The 18758-nt window shown below is 35.4% G+C and carries 9 protein-coding genes; 8 read left to right on the top strand and 1 reads right to left on the bottom strand.

Annotated elements, in window-relative coordinates; genetic code table 11:
- Positions 1 to 20 precede the first annotated feature (20 nt).
- A complete protein-coding gene (locus tag EV145_RS14955; protein WP_133526006.1) occupies positions 21 to 2819 on the bottom strand; it encodes a glycosyl hydrolase in 2799 nt (932 codons plus the stop codon).
- Positions 2820 to 3267: 448 nt separating this feature from the next.
- On the opposite strand from EV145_RS14955, the gene EV145_RS14950 reads away from it, so the two are divergent.
- From EV145_RS14950 to EV145_RS14915, 8 genes are all read left to right on the top strand, one after another.
- Entirely contained in the window at positions 3268 to 6423 is a 3156-nt protein-coding gene (locus EV145_RS14950) for a SusC/RagA family TonB-linked outer membrane protein (RefSeq protein ID WP_133526005.1), read from the top strand.
- A gap of 41 nt (positions 6424 to 6464) precedes the next feature.
- Positions 6465 to 8567, top strand: coding sequence for a RagB/SusD family nutrient uptake outer membrane protein (locus tag EV145_RS14945; protein WP_133526004.1), 2103 nt, complete (start codon positions 6465 to 6467; stop codon positions 8565 to 8567).
- Positions 8568 to 9018: 451 nt separating this feature from the next.
- Entirely contained in the window at positions 9019 to 12156 is a 3138-nt protein-coding gene (locus tag EV145_RS14940) for a SusC/RagA family TonB-linked outer membrane protein (RefSeq protein WP_133526003.1), read from the top strand.
- A 19-nt stretch (positions 12157 to 12175) separates the two neighbouring features.
- Entirely contained in the window at positions 12176 to 14119 is a 1944-nt protein-coding gene (locus EV145_RS14935; RefSeq protein ID WP_133526002.1) for a RagB/SusD family nutrient uptake outer membrane protein, read from the top strand.
- 315 nt (positions 14120 to 14434) lie between these two features.
- Positions 14435 to 15970 carry a sialate O-acetylesterase gene (locus tag EV145_RS14930; protein ID WP_133526001.1) on the top strand — a complete coding sequence of 512 codons (1536 nt, stop codon included), beginning with the start codon at positions 14435 to 14437 and terminating at the stop codon, positions 15968 to 15970.
- A gap of 93 nt (positions 15971 to 16063) precedes the next feature.
- Positions 16064 to 17083: a family 43 glycosylhydrolase gene (locus tag EV145_RS14925; RefSeq protein WP_133526000.1), complete on the top strand. Its 1020-nt coding sequence runs from the start codon at positions 16064 to 16066 to the stop codon at positions 17081 to 17083.
- A gap of 3 nt (positions 17084 to 17086) precedes the next feature.
- Entirely contained in the window at positions 17087 to 17416 is a 330-nt protein-coding gene (rhaM, locus tag EV145_RS14920) for an L-rhamnose mutarotase (RefSeq protein WP_133525999.1), read from the top strand.
- A gap of 57 nt (positions 17417 to 17473) precedes the next feature.
- A complete protein-coding gene (locus tag EV145_RS14915) occupies positions 17474 to 18742 on the top strand; it encodes a DUF4861 domain-containing protein (RefSeq protein ID WP_133525998.1) in 1269 nt (422 codons plus the stop codon).
- The last annotated feature ends 16 nt before the right edge of the window (positions 18743 to 18758 follow it).

The following is an 18758-nucleotide window of genomic DNA, read 5'->3' as shown; positions in this document are numbered from 1 at the left end:
TTGTATTCCTTAGTTAATAGTTAGTTTTGCTGTTTTAATGGTGTAATTGTTACGGGACCTAAAAGTCCAGAAGGCATTGGAGCCCATTTTGTGGCATCAAATTTTTTATAATCTTTGTCAACCATATTAATTTCATAGAAAATTTTCCATTCTTCGCCTTTTAATTCTTTGTCTCGAATTCGGTTTGCAGAAAGATTGGTAACCTGAATTTTCAAGATATTTTTCCCTGATTTTAATTTTCCGATATTTAATTGATAAGGAACCGACCATGCAGTGCCAATAAATTCCCCGTTTAACCAGACTTTTCCGCTTTCGCGGACATCTCCCAAGTTTAAAGCCCAATTTTCCGTCTTAGCATTCGGATTGTTAAACTCTAATGTATAAGTTGCTGATCCCGAAAACGCTTCGGCTTCTGGACTTAATTTTGTCCAAGATTCTAAATTTGAAATAGTCGCGCTTAGAGGTAATTGAGGTCCGCCTTTGTCGAAATTAATTTTCCAGTTTCCTTTTAACGGAATTGCATCTGCAATTGCTTCATAATAATTCCATTTTTTCTGCGAAGCTGTATTTTCGGTCTTTAAAAAATAAGATTCTCCAGGCGCTATTTTAATTTTAACCAATGTTGTGTTGGCCGATTTTTTTACAATTGCATTTCCAAATTCTCTGGTTAGTGGATTTAAAATCACAACTTCTTTATTTCCAGCTTGGATCGGAATAAAATCATCAATAGTTTTAGATGTGTGATTCACTAAATAGTAGATTTTTTCGCCGTCAACAGTTCTTCTTGTAAATTTTAAACCTGTATTTACAAGTGTTTCCGGATATATCTGCGCGCTTTCTAAAGTCGAGAATATGTCAGAAGCTGGTTTTACAATTTCGCTGTTTGCAGTTAAAAGATTCTGAAGTTCCTGTTCTTGTTTTTTATAATCATTAAAACCAGGAACAGATTCTGGAAGGCTTTCAAAAATGATATTTGCTCCCGCTTTTTTCAATTCAATCAGCTTTTGTAAGGTAGCAAGTGGCATTTTCTTTACTGGCGGAATTACTAAAGCTTTAAAAGTTGTCCCCGAAAGCTTAATTTGTCCGTCAACAACTTTAGCTTCAGCAATGAAATTATCAGAGATAAAATCTACGCCATAGCCTTTATTCATTAAGTTTTTAGTCGAATTATAGAAAGAAGTTGGATGAAGCCATTCTTGAAGTGAATGTATTTTGAATTCAAAAAACAAAGTTCCTTTTTGGTATTTGTCCCAAGTATCAAAAATTGGCCAATAAAGCAGGATTTCATTATCTGATTTACCTTGCTGTAACATTGACTGACAATTTGAAATATAAGAGAATAGAGAAGGAGCATCTTCCCAAATACTGTTATTGGCGTTGAAATTTACTGATGCGTAAAATTGCCATCCCGGCCAAGCAGCTCTTTCTGGCGAATAGGTAGAACCATGCAGAAAAATATGATTGATGCCACTCAGCATTAAATCTTCAGCTTCTGGTTTACATTGCGATAAAGCAGCTTTAAAGTGTTCTCTAAGCCAAGTAAAAGTCTCAGAAGAAACTAGATTTTTCCCAGAAATATGCGCAGCCGATGATGAAAATTTAAGCATAACCGGATCAGCATCGCCTGCACGAATGTCTTCTTTTTCTCTTCTAAATCCTGGAATGTCAAATGGCATAGAACCAAAAGTCTCACATTCTGGAATATCTGCAGCAGCGTATAAATCAATCAGATTTCCCGGTGATCCATGCGCCTGAAGTTTTGTTTTAAAGTTTTTTGAATTTGCCCATTGCGTCCACGGCTTGTCAAATTTATTCAGTAATAAATCGCCGATAGTTTGTCTGTAATCACTTCTAATGCGGTTGCCAATTTCACTGTCGGTTTCATTTAATAATAAAGGCAATTCTTTTTTTAAATCATAACCACGAAGTTTTTGAAATTCTTCGAAAAATTTAGGCGTAAAATCGGTTCCGTAAACTTCATAACTATCATTAAAAATGGCTCTTATTTTTCCTTCTCGCCCTTTAAAAGCATTATTAAACGGAACCACATAAGCATTTAATGCCTCCTCAGAATAATGGTCTAAAGTAAAACCGCTTCCGCCAGGCGCCGCTCTTTTTACTTGCTGTCCTGTTTTTCCGCTAAAAACAGCATACAAAGTATAATCTGTTTTTTTTGCTTTCCATTTTAATTTATTTGGTTCTGTCTGACCTGGAATTGAAATAGATTTTCCGTCAATACCTTTGTCTTTAATTTTCGTCTGATTCTTTTTTAACTGATCTGTTAAATTGATGTACGAACCGTCTTTTCCATAAGCAACTACATATAACAGATCCGCTGGATTTTTTTCTTTCTTATTTTCAACAGTAATATTTCGGTCAAATGTTTCGTCTTTTTTCAGCTCATATTTTTCAATAATCAGTTTTGTGGCAGCATTTTGTACTGTAACGTGTGATCCTCCGTATGGCCATCCTGTTCCTAAAACCATGTCAACCTGCATATGAAGGCTGTCGGCAACATGAATGGTGTAGTCCAGCATTTCCATCCATTTAGGAGAAAGATAATCAATGAAATTATTTTCTTCTCCTTTAACACCATATATAGGAGTAATTTCTACACCGCCAATTCCTGCATTATGAAAATCTGTAAGGCTTCTTTTTAAGTTTGGCTTATCGACTGCGCTTCCCATCCACCACCAGCGCGCCCATGGCTGATTTATATTCGTAGATTTTGGCCAAGGCGAATTTTTTTCCTGGGCTGATGAACTTAAAATCCAGCATAGGGACAAAATAAAAAGGCAGTTTGTTTTGGTTATTTTCATTACTTAAGGTTCAATAGTTTTATAAATGGGTTACTAAATTACTTACTTCAAATAACTATAGAATCATATAATAGTAACTTTTTTACTGGTTGTAATAAGGTAAAAGTATTAGTAGAAACTTAATTTGCTATCCTGTGGCGTCCTGTTTTATATCATTTTATTAAAAATCAAAAGAGTAATAATTTGTGGTATTTTTTTCTCAATTCGCATTTTTGACTTTAAATTACTATCAAATGCAAAAAAAATATTGAAGAAAATTTCAGATAATATATTTGTAGATTACACACTTATTCAGCCTTGTAAATCAGGCAGTTGAGGCGTTTTTGAGTTAAAAAAAACATAATTTTTTTTATAAGAACCTGAATGTTAACAGGATACTACAGGATGCTGTGCCCCCTTGTTCTAAATAAATTTGGATAAACTAATTAATTAACCAAATTTAACTTTTATGAAAAACAAATTTAGTCTTTTGCTGATTTTGGTCATGTTTGCGCTGTTGCAGACAGCAGGTTATGCGCAGAACAAAGTGGTTAAAGGTACAATCACTGATGCGGCAGGACTGCCTATACCAGGAGCAAATGTACTTGTTAAAGGAACAAAACAGGGAACAAGTACTGATTTTGATGGTAGATACTCTATCAGTGCAAATCCAGGACAAGTATTAGTTTTCTCGTCTACGGGTTCAAAAACTGTTGAAAAAACTGTTGGCACTTCTTCAGAAATTAATGTTAAGCTTGTTGAAGAAGTTTCTCAACTTAATGAAATTGTTGTTGTTGGTTATGGAACTGCGAAGAAATCGGACGTTACTGGATCAGTTTCAAGTATAAATGCACAGCAATTAATGAACAGACCTGTTTCAAGTGCAACTGAAGCACTACAGGGTAAAATTGCCGGAGTAGATATCACAACAAACGAACGCCCAGGATCTCTTGGTACCGTACGTATTCGTGGTAATCGCTCTTTAACAGCAAGTAATGATCCTTTGTATGTTGTAGATGGTGTGCCATTAATGTCTGCGTCTGCAATTGAAACGTTAAATCCAAGAGATATTGAATCGATGGATATTCTTAAAGATGCTTCGGCAACAGCGATCTACGGATCTCGTGGTGCAAATGGAGTTATCATTGTAACAACTAAACAAGGAAAAGCAGGCAGATTTACTTTAAATTATGCTGGTACAGTTACTACTTCTGAAATTGTTGACAGATCTCCATCAATGAGTGCATCTGATTTTATTACTTTCAGACGTTGGGCAGCATACAATCTTGATCCAACTAAATATGCTAATCCTGCTACACCGACTCTTGCAAATGATAAATTGATTTTTGACAGTGCATTAGATGGTCAAACATCGAGAGATAATGTATTAAAAGGTTGGTCAAGCGGTACATTTGATGCTTCTAAAGTAACCAATACAGACTGGACAGATTATGTAACTCAAGGAGGAGTTAGCACGGAGCATGTTATTAGTGCTAGTGGTGGTTCTGAAAAAGTAAATACTTATGGTTCTGTTGGTTATTTAGATAATCAGGGTACTCAAAAAGGACAATGGTACAAGCGTTATACAGCAAAACTGACTTCAAATATTACACCAGTTGATTGGTTTAAAATGACTGCTTCTTTTAATGTTTCATGGAGTGAGCAAGATTATGGTATGTCAACTTTAAGTGCAAGAAGCGGTACATCGCCAGATGCAATTTATGGTTCGGCTAAACAAATTTATAATATTGCTGTTCCTTATGATGCAAACGGTAATTTGATTATCAATCCGGGTGGTGAGTCAGGTGTTTATACTATTATGGATGAGTGGAATAAGAGTACACAACAATCGCAAACAATGCGTGTTTTAGCTAATTTTTCTGCTAATTTAGATTTTGGTAAAATGTCTAAATCATTAGAAGGACTTACATATAAATTAAATTTTGGACCAGATTTTCGTCATTGGAGAGAAGGTGTTTATATTGATGGAACATCATCTCTAAAAGTTAATTCAAACGGTAGTGCAGGTGTTAATTATGCTCGTCTTCAAAACCGTCGTGATTTTTCGTGGACTGTTGATAATATAATTAATTACGATCGTACCTTTGCTGCTAAGCATAAAGTTGGTGTAACTTTATTGCAAACTGCATCATCTTGGAATATTGAAAATTCTGCTATGAGTGCTAATAATATTCCTAAACCTTCGTTTTTATGGAATGCAATGGGTTCAGTAGATGCTACGAATGCGTCTAATAATGCACGTATGAGTTCAGGTCTTACAGAACGTGCTATTAGTTCTTATATGGCTCGTGCAAATTATGGTTATGATAATCGTTATTTATTAACGGTTTCAGGACGTTGGGATGGAGTTACGCAATTATCTGAAGGACATAAATGGGACTTTTTCCCTTCTGCAGCATTAGCGTGGCGTATCAACAATGAAGAATTCTTGAAAAATGTTGATTGGGTTAAAAATCTAAAACTTCGTTTAGGTGTTGGTACTTCAGGTAACTCTTCAGTTAATCCTTATGGAACACTAGGAAATATTAGTCAAATATTCCTTCCTTTTAATGGAATGAGTAATGTAATAGGTTTTACAACAAATGAGCCTTATTATACCGACAGTCAGGCTGGAATGCCTAATAAAAGCTTAGGTTGGGAAAAAACGACACAATACAATCTTGGTGTTGATTTTAGTTTCTTGAACAACAGAATTAGTGGTACGATAGATGCTTATAAATCCAATACAAATGACTTATTGTTAAGAGTAGATATACCGCCAGTATCTGGTTATCCTTATATTGTTTCAAATATTGGTGAGACAAAAAATCACGGGGTTGAGGTAACGCTTAATCTTATTCCAATTCAAACTGCTAGCGGATTTACATGGGAAACTAATTTAAATGGTGCATGGCAAAAAGATCAAATTGTTGGATTAGCAAATGGTAAACAGGATATGGTAGGTAATTCATGGTTTATTGGAGAATCTATCGCTGTTCGTTATGGTTACGATACTGAAGGTTTATGGCAAAACACTCCAGAAGATCTTGCTGAGATGGCTAAATGGAATGCTAACGGATATAAATTTACACCAGGTAACGTAAGACCTAAAGATCAAAATGGTGATTATAGAATGGATGGTACAGATCGTACAGTTATAGGCAACAGTAATCCTAACTGGACAATGGGATGGAATAACAATTTTACCTATAAAGGATTTGATTTAGGAATAAATCTTTATGGTCGTACAGGATATACTGCTTCTTTAGGAGGTGAAGCTTTGACAGCTCATGCTAATCAACGTGAAACTGATTACTGGACTCCGGATAATACGGATGCTGAATTTCAAAAACCAATTTTAGGTCAAGCAACTTCAGGTTCAGCAGATCCTTTTTCTGGACTTCTTGGTTTCCAAAAAGCTTCTTTCGTGAAAATTCGTAATATTTCTTTGGGTTATAATTTATCTAAAGATGTTGCAAATAAAGTTGGATTGGCAAACATGAAATTTTATGTTCAAGCTGTAAATCCAGGAAGTATTTATCAGTCTTTAGATTGGTATGATTTTGATACTGAAAAAACTTATTTCAATCGCAGTTTTGTTATGGGTGTTGAAGTTGGTTTTTAATAAATTAAGGCGAATTGAAGTATAACAATAAAAGTAAAAAAATGAATAATATAAAAAATATAGGAATCGGTCTTTTATTATTGACGGGGGTATTTTTTACTTCGTGTTCGGAAGACTTTCTAGACGAAGAACAAACAAATGCGTATTCCACAGCTTATTTTGATACACCTGAAGGTCTTCAGGCATTAACAGCATCTCTTTATGGTAATATTCGTTGGCATTTTGGTTTTGAATGGTCTTATGGAACTACACTGTATGGTACTGATGAGTTTACCAATGCAAACGACCTTACTAATGAAATGTGGAATACCTATGATAACCGTTTTGGCCCAGTAGGTGCATCAACTGCAACTGGAGCTGCAAATGGAAATGCAACTAATCCGAATGCCGTTTGGGATGAAATGTACTATGGTATTGCATCTGCTAATACTATTATCGCTAAAGCTGAAAATGTAATTCCAGATTTAAAAATCAGAAATCGTTGCTTAGCACATGCTTATTTTTTAAGAGGATTTAATTATTATAAACTAGTTGCGCAATATGGAGGCGTTGTTCTTCAAACTAAGCCTATTGAAGGAGTTGTTCGTAACTATCAGCGTGCTACAGAGGAGCAATGTTGGGAACAGGTTGTATCTGATTTCCGTCAAGCTTACAGTCTTTTTGAAGGTGAAGTTTTTACTTATGGAAAAGGAGTTACTTGGACAAAAGCAACTGCAGCTCACTTTTTAGCAAAAGCATTATTATTCCGTGCTTCAGAGCGTAATGATACTTGGAATGCAAAATACAAAGATGCAGATTTGAAGGAGGCTATTGATGCTTGTTCTTATGCAATTACAGCTCGTGGTCCATTAACCCCTAACTATAGCGATCTTTATGCAAATTGGACTGGAATTGACTGTCCAAATGAGCAATTGAACGAAATCTTAATGGCGGCTGGTCATAATGGTGACGCTGCAACAGTAGGTCGTTTCGGAAACCGTACGTACAACTATTTTGCTTCTCAATTTTCTAGTTATTCAGGTGGATGGGTAAGACGTGGTGTTTGGATTGGAAGTATGGACTTTCAGCGTTGCCGTCCAACAGAGTACACTTATGGAGTGTTTGATCACGTAAACGATGCTCGTATGTGGAAAACTTTTAGAACTGTTTATGGTGCTAATACTGTAATTGCGCCAAATCCTTCAGGAGTAAAAGTGGGAGATCCAGGAATTGTAATGATTTTAAATACTAAAAACGACAATACGTATAACGGTGCTAAATTTGGTGCTAGTGTTCAAGCTCCAACTTGGACAGATGCAGCTGGACGTTTGCCAGAATGGAATACAGGTGCAAGACAAACTCCTACTTCTGGAACTTTAGCAGTTAAAAAAGGACAATATGTGCCAAATTCTTTAGTGTTATATCAAAACGGAACTTATGTTGCTCCAACTTTCAAAAATCAGCCAATTTGTAACTTCTTTGCGGGTATTAATAAAACAGATTGTGGATCTCGTACTGCTGAAAGAGGTGATTCACACCGTGATGTAATTATGGCTCGTTTAGGTGAGACTTATTTGATACGCGCGGAATGTTATTCTCGTCTTAGTCAATATGGAAATGCAATGCAGGATATTAACGTAGTTAGAGCGAGAGCACAATGGAAGGCGGGAGAAAATAGATCATACTATAATGATGGTTCACAGGCATTTAAAGTTAATCCTTTAAATACAGGAACTTCGGCTACAGCTTTTACGGCTTCTAACTTAGATATGAATACGTATTATTTGTCTAATCCAACAATTGCGGTTACAACTGCAGCTTCAGATTTAAGATTGACTTCTTTTCCTAATAATTTACCAGCTGAAGACGAAGCGGTTATAGCTAAAGTTGGAGCTTCATCTGATAAAGAACGTGCAATCAACTTTATTCTTAACGAGTCTACTCGTGAGCTTTTAGGAGAATGGCAACGTTGGGAAACACTTTCTCGTACTGGAATGCTTATTAAACGTGCAAAAGCGTTTAATGCTGAAGCAGCTACAAATATTAAAGTTGGTAAACACGAACTTCGCCCAATTCCTCAAACATTCATTGATGGATTGTTGAATGATGATGGTTCTAATTTATCGCCAGCACAAAAAGCAGCTTGGCAAAATCCAGGTTACTAAACTTTTTTTAATTTTTGTTTTTGAAAACCGTCTCATTTTTGAGACGGTTTTTTTTTGTTTTCAGCACAAAACAATCGAAATGATAGTAGTAAAAAGTGCGTGTCAGCTTATTTTTGTAAAATAAAAATGCAATCGATTACATTTTTTAATTCGAATTGTCATAATTTTCAGATATTTGTTTTATATTCGATAAAAATTTTTGAATAAAATTATGGTATGTGAAAAAAAAATATTGTTTAATTCGCATATTCGTATTTAGAAGTTTCTCCATTAATTCCCTTTGAAAATCAATGCTTTGAAGGATTTTATGGTTAAAAAAATCTTAAATTGAACTTGTAAAACTCTGTAAGATAGAATAATACTAAATTACTTTACAGGACACTACAGGACAGTACGAAATTAACTTCTAAATAAATTTGAGTAACTAATTAATTAACCAAATTTAACTTTTATGAAAAACAAATTGAATGTGCTGTTGCTGATAGCCATGATTGCATTATTCCATGCATCTGGTTACGCACAGAACAAAGTAGTCAAAGGTACTATTAAAGATGCTGCAGGATTGCCAATTCCGGGTGTCAATGTACTCATCAAAGGAAGCCAGAATGGAGTAAGTACAGATCTGGATGGTAGTTACTCTATTAACGCTGCTACTGGAAATGTACTTGTTTACAGTTTTATCGGCTTTAAAAAACAAGAAATTACAGTAGGCCCGGCAGCTGTTTACAATGTCGTACTTAAAGAAGATGATAATTCTCTTGAAGAGGTAGTCGTTGTAGGTTACGGTGTAAAAAAGAAAAAGGATCTTACGGGTTCAATTGTAAGTGTGAATGCCGAAGAAATTGCATCTAGACCAGTTGTAAATGCGGTGCAAGCCATGCAAGGAAAAGCTGCGGGTGTAGATGTTTCTTCAAATGAGCGCCCAGGAAGTGTGGGAAGTATTACCATTCGTGGAGCTCGTTCTATTTCTGCTTCAAATGCACCGCTTTATGTAGTTGATGGTATTCCTTTAAATTCAAGATTGGTGACTGATCCTACTACAGGCAGAATTAGCGTTGATGCTAATTCAGGAGGTATCGACTTCTTAAATCCAACTGATATTGAAACAATCGACGTTTTAAAAGATGCTTCTGCAACTGCTATTTATGGTTCTCGTGGAGCAAATGGGGTTATCATTGTAACAACCAAAAAAGGTAAAAACGGAAAATTTACTTTAAACTATGATACGTCGATAATGACGGAAACGATTCATGAAAATGCACCAATGATGACGGCAGGAGAATATATTGAATTTCGTCGTTGGGGAAGATATTACTCTAATCCATCTGCTTTTCCTAAAGGAGATGCGCCAAATATCGAAAATGATAAATTGATTTTCTTAGCTTCTGCAGATCCTTCTGCTTGGGCAAATGTTGAAAAAGGATGGAGAGATGCAAATGGTAATCTTACTGCAACTTGGGATGGTTCTAAAGTGGCTACTACAGATTGGACAAAATTTGTAACTCGTACCGGAATTACGCAACAACATACAATTGGCGTAAGCGGTGGAACTGAAAAAATGAAGGCGTATGGTTCTTTTGGGTATTTAGACAATACTGGAACTTTATTTGGACAAAGCTATGTGCGTTACAGTGGTACTGCAAATGTTGATATTACTCCAACTAAATGGTTTTCAATGGGTGTGAGCCTTAATACTAGTTATGGTGTTAATGAATACGGACAATCAAACGTGGGAAGAACCGCAGTTACCAGTTCAACAGGAATTTATGCAACAGCCCGTACAAACCTTCCTTACGCAGTTCCTTATGACAGCAACGGAAACAGAATTGATAACCCAGGTGGAGATTCAACGATCAGAACGCCTGTTGATGAATATAAATTATCTCAGGATCAGCGTGTAACATTACGTGCTTTTGGTAGTTTGTATGCTCAGTTTGATTTAGGTGCGATTTCTTCAAAACTTGACGGATTAAAATACCGTATTAATTTTGGTCCAGATCTTACCTCTTATCGTGATGGAGTTTATTTAGATGGTAAGTCAGCGATTCGTTCTGGAACTAGTTTTGCTTCGCTTACAAACGAAAAATCAATTTCATATACTTTAGATAACTTGATTTTCTACAACAAAACATTTGGAAATCACAGTTTTGGCGGAACATTATTAATGAGCCAGACAGAATATCATAATGAGAACAGTTCAATGTCTGCAAATGATATTAAAAACCCTGAAAACAAATGGAATGCTTTAAATCCTGCGAATGTTACACTTGCTGGATATTCTTCTGGTTTGACTGATACAGGTTTATTGTCTTATATGGGAAGGGTAAATTATTCGTATTCAGATAAATATTTGTTTACTGCTTCTGGACGTTTTGATGGGGCTTCACAATTGGCGGCAGAAAACAGATGGGCATTTTTCCCAAGTGCTTCGGCTGCGTGGGTTATCAACAAAGAAAAATTCTTGGAAAATGTTTCTTGGATCAACCAATTAAAAATGAGAGTTGGTTATGGTGTTACCGGAAATGCTGCTGTTCCTGCATATGCAACACAGCCTCCATTAATTGGTATCGTATATCCTAACGGATCTGGTGTGGTTAACAATACGTCTTTAGGAAATGTTGATTTAGGCTGGGAGCAAACTGCTCAGTTTAACTATGGTATTGATTTCGCATTGTTTGGCAACAGAGTTTCAGGTGCTTTGGATTATTTTACAAGCAGAACAACTGATTTGTTATTAAAAAGCAGTGTGCCAACGGTTATTGGAGTTAAAGATACCTACCAAAACGTTGGAGAAACAGAAGGAAAAGGTGTTGAACTTACTTTGTCAACTGTAAACGTTACAACTAAGGATTTTGAGTGGACAACGAATATTAGTGCTTCTTATCAGCAAAATAAAATTGTATCGCTTCAAAATGGTACATTTGATGATATCAATAATAATTTATTTATTGGAGATTCTCAAAACGTAATTTATGGCTTCGAATCAAATGGAATTTGGAAACCTGAAGATGCAGCCGAAATGGCAAAATTTAATACCGCAGCAGGTTCAAATATTTTCTCTTTTGGTAATGCAAGACCAGTAGATCAAAATGGGGATTATAAAATAGATGCTAATAATGACCGTGTTATTATTGGTTCAAAAGATCCAAAATATATTTTGGGGATGACGAATACTTTTAGCTACAAAAACTTTGAATTATCATTCTTTGTATATGGACGTATGGGCTATTTATATGATACTTTAGGTGAAAATGAAGGAGCAAAAGGAAGCCAGAGATCAATTGATTATTATACAGATAATAATACAAATGCAGAATATCAAAAACCAATTTATTCAGCAGGTACGGGAGATCCTTATTACCCAATTTTAGGATATCGTAATGGTTCATTTTTGAAAATGCGAAATATTTCTCTAGGATATCATTTCGATAAAGAATTAGTGCAGAGCCTTGGACTTTCTAAATTGAGATTATACTGCCAGGCAACAAACCCAGGCATGATTTTCACAAAAGTAAAATGGACTGATTTGGATACGCAGACAACGGCGTCAAACAGAGGTATAACTTTAGGGTTAAATGTAGAATTCTAAATAATTAAAAAACATCATTATGAAAAATTATAAAAAACTATATATCAACTTAATGCTTGTTGCAGCACTGACTTTAGGAAGTTCTTGCAGCAAAGATTTTCTTGACGAAGAGTTGACAACGGCTTACAGTTCAGATTATTATAAAACCGAAGCTGGAATTCAGGCTTTGGCAGTAGGAACTTATTATCAAGTATTTGCTGCAGAATTTCAGGGAGAAGTACCGCTTACAGCAACAGAATCTGGAACCGATGAATTTCACGCTGGAGGTGACCCTTCAAACTGGATTTGGAACTCTTATTCTTCTGGTTTTAATGCTTTTGTAACAGTTTCTAATGCGAATACTGTTGCTGCAAATACACATTGGGATAATTTGTATATCGGAATTGGGAATGCAAATCAGTTAATTGAATCGGCAACAGATATTGTTTCAACAAATGATGCCATCAAGAAAACAGCTCTAGGCGAAGGTTACTTTTTAAGAGCTTTTAGTTATCTGCATTTAGTAAGTCAGTATGGCGCTGTTCCTTTAAAATTAAAAACAAGCTCTACAGTTGAATTAGAATTCACAAGAGCATCACCACAGGAAGTTTTAAATCAGGTAATTGCTGATTTTACTCAGGCTTATAACTTGTTAGGAAATGCGGGTGCTCCTGCAAAAATCACTAAAGATGCGGCAGCGCATTATTTAGCAAAAGCATATTTAACTCGTGCAAGTGAAATTAATGACGCTTGGAATGCAGCGACAAAAACAGCCGATTTACAGCAGGTTGTTACTTTATCTGATGAGGTAATTTCGCGTCACCCATTAGCAGCTAATTATGATAATTTATGGTCATATACAACTGCTGACGGTGCTAATGAAAAACTTCCGGAGTTAATTTTGTCAGCACAATTCAATGCAAGTCCATTAACAACGGGAGGAAATCAACAGCATTTGTATTTTCTTTCTACTTACGACCAATTGCCCCAAATGAAGCGTAACCTTGCCGGCGGAAGACCTTTTAGCCGTTTGGCGCCAACTTATTTTGTATATGATGCTTTTGATCATGTTAACGATTCTCGTTTCTGGAAAAGTTTCCAGACAAAAAGTATTGTCAATAATGCGTCAGGTGCTGTTTATAAAAATGGAGATTTAGGAATTATGTATATTGTAAATGCAGCTACAGATACACGCTTTGCAAAAACTAAAAATACAGATGCCATAATTTATCCAAAAACAGGAAAAACAATTCCAAGTGTGTATGTGGCGTATGCGGCAGATAAAGTTGGTCTAATGGCCGATGTAAGATTTCCTTCTTTAAGCAAATATATGGATGGAAACCGAATCGATTTGAGTAATATAAAAGGATCTCGTGATATTACATTGGCGCGTTCTGGCGAAACATATTTAATGGCTGCAGAAGCTAAAATTCGTCTGGCAAAAGCTGGAGGTGCTACATTTGCAGATGCATTGCCTTACATTAATACTGTTCGTACTCGTGCAGCTTATAAAGCGGGTGAAAACCGCGCTGCTTATGCTGATGGTTCAGCTGCATATACAACTACAGGACAAGCGGGAATTCCAATTTCTTATATTCCTGAAAATTCGTATTATGAGTCAAATAATATTGCAGTTTCAACTACAGCAACAAGTTTGACAATAAGCAGTGTTAATGCATTGCCAGCAGAAGACATGGCCGTAATTGCAAAATTAGGTTACGCAACTGATTATGACAGAATGCTTTGTTTGGTGCTTAATGAACGTACGAGAGAATTATGTGGAGAATTTCTTCGCTGGGAAGATTTAAGCCGTACTAAAACATTAGTTGCCAGAGCGAAAGCTTATAATATTGAGGCAAATGCAAATATTCAAGAATATCATAATCTGCGTCCACTTCCTCAGACTTTCCTTGATGGAGTTTACGCAAGCGGAAGACCTTTGACTGCAGCAGAAAAAGATGCTATGCAGAATCCAGGTTATTAATATCAAACTTATTTTTTGGTTTTTTATGTTAGGAACCGCCTCATTTTTTGAGGCGGTTTTTTTTATTATATAGCAGGGTACAACAGGATAGTTATCAGTTATTTAATAATTAGATTTGATCATCATTTTAAGGATATTGGTTTTCGTTAATATGGTAATGGTAAAATTAAGTGGTTTTGATTTTACGAAGGCAGTAACTTAAGGTTGCTGCCTTTTTTGGTTTTTACAATTCTTCAGTAAAACAGGGAAGCACAGGATACCGATATCGTTTTAGTGCTTTATCTTTAAAGTTTTAGTATTAAAATTATATTCCGAATGATTTATTTAAAGAAATTGCTGTTAATATTCATTGTTTTAGGATTAAAACTAACGGTCATTGCTCAGGTAAAACTGCCTGCTTTGGTTGGTGATAATATGGTTTTGCAGCAAAATTCCAAAGTGAATCTATGGGGATGGGCGTCTCCAAATGAAAAAATAAAAATCCAATTAGGCTGGCAGAATAATCCCGTTGACATTATTGCAAATACTGATGGAACTTGGAAAACGGCAGTCAATACCCCAAACGGAACCGAAAAGCAATATGATATTGTTATCGAAGCTTCAAATAAAATTATTCTTAAAAATATTTTGATTGGTGAAGTCTGGATATGTTCCGGACAATCGAATATGTATTTCCCTGTTGGAAAGGAAGAAGGAACTTGGAAAACGGGAGTAAAAAATTATGAAGAAGAGATTCAGGATGCAAATTTCCCTTCACTCCGATTATTTACTGTACAGACAAAAGCTTCTCAAAAGCCTTTAGATGATGTTACAGGAAATTGGAATGTTTGTTCTCCTTCAACTATTAAATCTTTTTCCGCTGTTGCTTATTTCTTTGGAAGAGATTTATGCCAAAATTTAAAAGTTCCAATCGGATTGATTTCAACTTCTTGGGGCGGAACAAAAGCCGAAGCTTGGACATCGCAAGCGGTTTTAGAAAGCAATCCGGATTTTCTGCCAATTTTGGAACAAGATGCAAAAAACGAAAAATTGTTTCAGGAAAAATTAGAAACATATTATGCTGATTTGAAAAAAGAAAGGTTAGGAAATAACAATGATATTTCTAAAACCGAATTGAAAAAACCTAAGAAAGAGGAAAATAAAACCTCGTATGTTTTATACAATGCAATGCTTCATCCAGTAATTAATTATACGATGAAAGGGGTAATTTGGTATCAAGGTGAAAGCAATGCAGAAAAAGCTTTTTTGTATAGAAGCCTTTTTCCAGCGATGGTAAAAAGTTGGAGAAGTGAGTGGAATCAAGGTGATTTTCCGTTTTATTTTGTTCAGATTGCACCACACAAAGGACAAAATCCGGATATTAGAGAAGCGCAGTTAATAGCCTCAAAAGTAATTCCAAACAGCGGAATAGTAGTTACAACCGATGTTGGAAATGCTACAAATATTCACCCAATTGACAAACAGACTGTTGGTTATCGTTTGGCTCTAATTGCAAAAGCAAAAACTTACGGAGAAGGTAAATTAGTATATTCAGGTCCGGTATATAATCATATGGAAATCAAAAAACAGCGCATACAGTTATTTTTTGATGATGTTCCTAACGGATTTAAAAAGAGCAATGAAGATTTAAAAGAATTTGAAATCGCAGGAACCGATAAAGTTTTTTATCCGGCAACGGCTAAAATTGATAAAAAAACAATTATAGTTTCTTCGCCAAATGTAAAAGAACCTGTTGCCGTTCGTTTTGCATGGAAAGCGGTTCCGGAACCAAATTTATTTAATACTGAAAATTTGCCGGCGTCGCCTTTTAGAACTGATGATTGGGTAACAGAAAATGAAAAGAAAAATTAGTTATAGTTTGCCATAAATGATAAAACTGATAAAAATAAAAAATCTGCTAATCTGCAGACTCTGCGAGAGAAAAAATAACGACAAAAAAATCAAATGAAAATTAAACCAAAATATCTTTTTTTAATCCTAATCGCTTCATTGTTCAGCGTAACAATGACAGCACAAAAAGACAATCAAAAAGATAAAAAACATATTGCGCCAAAACCATTATTTCGTGATCCGATTTATGATGGAGCCGCTGATCCAACAATTATTTGGAATGAAAAAGAGAAAAAATGGTTTATGTTTTATACCAATCGCCGTGCTAAAGATTCAACTGCAAAAGGAATAACTTGGGTTCACGGAACAAAAATTGGTATTGCCACTTCAGTAGATGGTGCAAAATGGACGTATAAAGATACTTGCAACATTAATTACAAATTAAAAGATGTGACGTATTGGGCGCCAGATGTCATCAAATACAAAAATAAATATCATATGTATTTGACAATTGTGCCCGGAATTTTCACCGATTGGTACCATCCGCGTTCTATTATTCATTTGACCAGTACAAATTTAATGGACTGGAAATTCGAATCAGAATTGAAATTAGCCTCAGAACGCTGTATTGACGCTTCGGTTTTTCAATTGCCTAACGGAACCTGGAGAATGTTTTACAATAATGAAAATGACGGTAAATCAATTTATTATGCAGACAGTAAAGATTTGTACAATTGGACAGACAGCGGAACGAAAATTGTAAAAGATAGAGGTGAAGGCCCAAAAGTTTTTGTTTGGAAAGGAAAAAACTGGATGATTTCTGATTCTTGGAGAGGTTTAAATGTTTATTCTTCAGAAGATTTTTTAAATTGGAATCGCCAAGAAAAAAATATTCTTCAAACTCCCGGAACTGGTGAAGATGATAAAGTAATTGGAGGTCATCCTGATGTAATTGTAAATGAAGGGAAAGCATATATTTTTTATTTCACACATCCTGGCAGAACTCCAGAGAATAAAGGCGTTGATAGTTATGAAACAAAAAGAAGTTCTATTCAAGTAGCAGAACTAGAATATATAAATGGCGAAATTATCAGCAACAGAGACAAGCAGGTTCAAATCAATTTAAAACACTAAAAAATGGCAAATAAAAATACAATTCGAAATGCTTTCAAAATGCAATTAAAACCAGGTTTTGAGGCTGAATACAAAAAAAGACATGACGAAATCTGGCCAGAATTATCGGCTTTGCTTTCAGAAACTGGAATACAGGATTACAGTATTTTTTTAGATGAAGAAACACTAGCCCTTTTTGCAGTTCAAAAAATAAGCCCAGATTTTGACTTCGATTATTTGCCAAATCATCCAATTGTAAAAAAATGGTGGGCCTACATGGGCGATATTATGGAAACAAACCCAGACAATTCGCCGGTTGCAATTGGCTTAAAAGAAGTTTTTCATTTGGATTAAACGATTGTTTTTTAACCTGAAACCTGAAACTTCAAACCTGAAACAAAAAGAAAAAAAATGAAAACAAAATATTATTTGTCAATAGCTTTTGCAACCGCAATTTTAGCAAGTTGCAATGCACAAAAAGTCACGTTAAAAAACACTTCTAATCTAGCAGTGCCTCAAAAAGCAATCAGCATAAAAAGAAGTCAAATTTCGGCAAAATATATTGCCAATAGTTTTCCTATTCTGATCACTAAAAAAGATACAATTCCCGCACAGCTGAATGATTTGGACGGTGACGGAAAGTGGGATGAACTTTTCTTGGTAACTGATTTTGCTCCAAACGAGAAGAAAACAGCAACATTAAGCTGGTCATTGAAAAATCCTAAATTTCCAATAAAAACAAGTGCAAGATTCGGAAAAAGAGAAGCGAAGGATTTGCCGGTTCAGCCAGCGACTGAGGAGGTTTTAATGGCTAATCAGGTGCATAAAAAATTAGGTTTCCAGAAATATCAGACGGATGGTCCAACTTGGGAAAATGATAAAGTTGGTTTCAGACATTATCTGGACGGCAGAAATTCAAAGGACGTCTTCGGAAAAAAGATCCCAGCCATTACACCAGAAAATGTTGGTATAAACAGCAAAGGCGCCGTTGAAGATAATTACCACGTAATGTACGATTGGGGAAGAGATATTTTTCCTGTTGGGAATTCTGCTGGTTTAGGCGGTTACGCCTTATTGATAAATGATAAAATCAATAGACTTGGAATTTTGACAAACGACACTTTGAATAACGTCGAAAAAACAACTTTCAAAATTGTGAGTGAAGGTCCGGTTAATTCGGTTTTAAGTTATAAATACCAAAACTGGAAAGCTTCTGGAAACGATTATCAAGTTCAGGAAACAACATCAATCTGGCCGGGAATGTACGGTTATGAAAACACTGTTTCCATCAGTGGACTTAAAGGTGGAGAAACTTTTCTTGCAGCAATTTCGAATTTGAATAATAAAAATCCGCTTCAGGTTGTTGAGGCTGGAGATTGGGTTTGCTTCATTCAGCATGATTATTTGACATACAATCGTGAATGGATTTTGGGAACAGCAATTTTGGTTCCGAAAAAATTATACAAAGGTTATATTGAAGCACCAAAAACAGGTCAGTTAACAGATTCTTATTTGGCTAAATTAACAATCGAAAACAATAAAAAAATCAGTTACTATGCGATTGCGGGCTGGGAACTGAGTGCCGATAAAAATTTTAAAGATGCCGCTTATTTCAGCAATTATGTAACCACTTTGGCAAAACAGCTTTCTGCCAAAATTGAGGTGAATGTTCAAAAGTAGTTTGATGGTTTTGGAT

Origin of the sequence: Flavobacterium sp. 245, assembly GCF_004362055.1 — a bacterium.
Classification (GTDB): Bacteria; Bacteroidota; Bacteroidia; order Flavobacteriales; family Flavobacteriaceae; genus Flavobacterium.
The sequence above is the reverse complement of the archived record's forward strand: the minus strand, read 5'-3'. Positions and strand labels throughout refer to the sequence as shown.

Excerpts from the sequence above, each read along its gene's own strand:
- rhaM (WP_133525999.1), top strand. The coding sequence starts at position 17,087 with ATGGCAAATAAAAATACAATTCGAAATGCTTTCAAAATGCAATTAAAA.
- EV145_RS14915 (WP_133525998.1), top strand. The coding sequence starts at position 17,474 with ATGAAAACAAAATATTATTTGTCAATAGCTTTTGCAACCGCAATTTTA.
- EV145_RS14955 (WP_133526006.1), bottom strand. The coding sequence starts at position 2,819 with ATGAAAATAACCAAAACAAACTGCCTTTTTATTTTGTCCCTATGCTGG.
- EV145_RS14950 (WP_133526005.1), top strand. The coding sequence starts at position 3,268 with ATGAAAAACAAATTTAGTCTTTTGCTGATTTTGGTCATGTTTGCGCTG.
- EV145_RS14935 (WP_133526002.1), top strand. The coding sequence starts at position 12,176 with ATGAAAAATTATAAAAAACTATATATCAACTTAATGCTTGTTGCAGCA.
- EV145_RS14940 (WP_133526003.1), top strand. The coding sequence starts at position 9,019 with ATGAAAAACAAATTGAATGTGCTGTTGCTGATAGCCATGATTGCATTA.
- EV145_RS14930 (WP_133526001.1), top strand. The coding sequence starts at position 14,435 with ATGATTTATTTAAAGAAATTGCTGTTAATATTCATTGTTTTAGGATTA.
- EV145_RS14945 (WP_133526004.1), top strand. The coding sequence starts at position 6,465 with ATGAATAATATAAAAAATATAGGAATCGGTCTTTTATTATTGACGGGG.
- EV145_RS14925 (WP_133526000.1), top strand. The coding sequence starts at position 16,064 with ATGAAAATTAAACCAAAATATCTTTTTTTAATCCTAATCGCTTCATTG.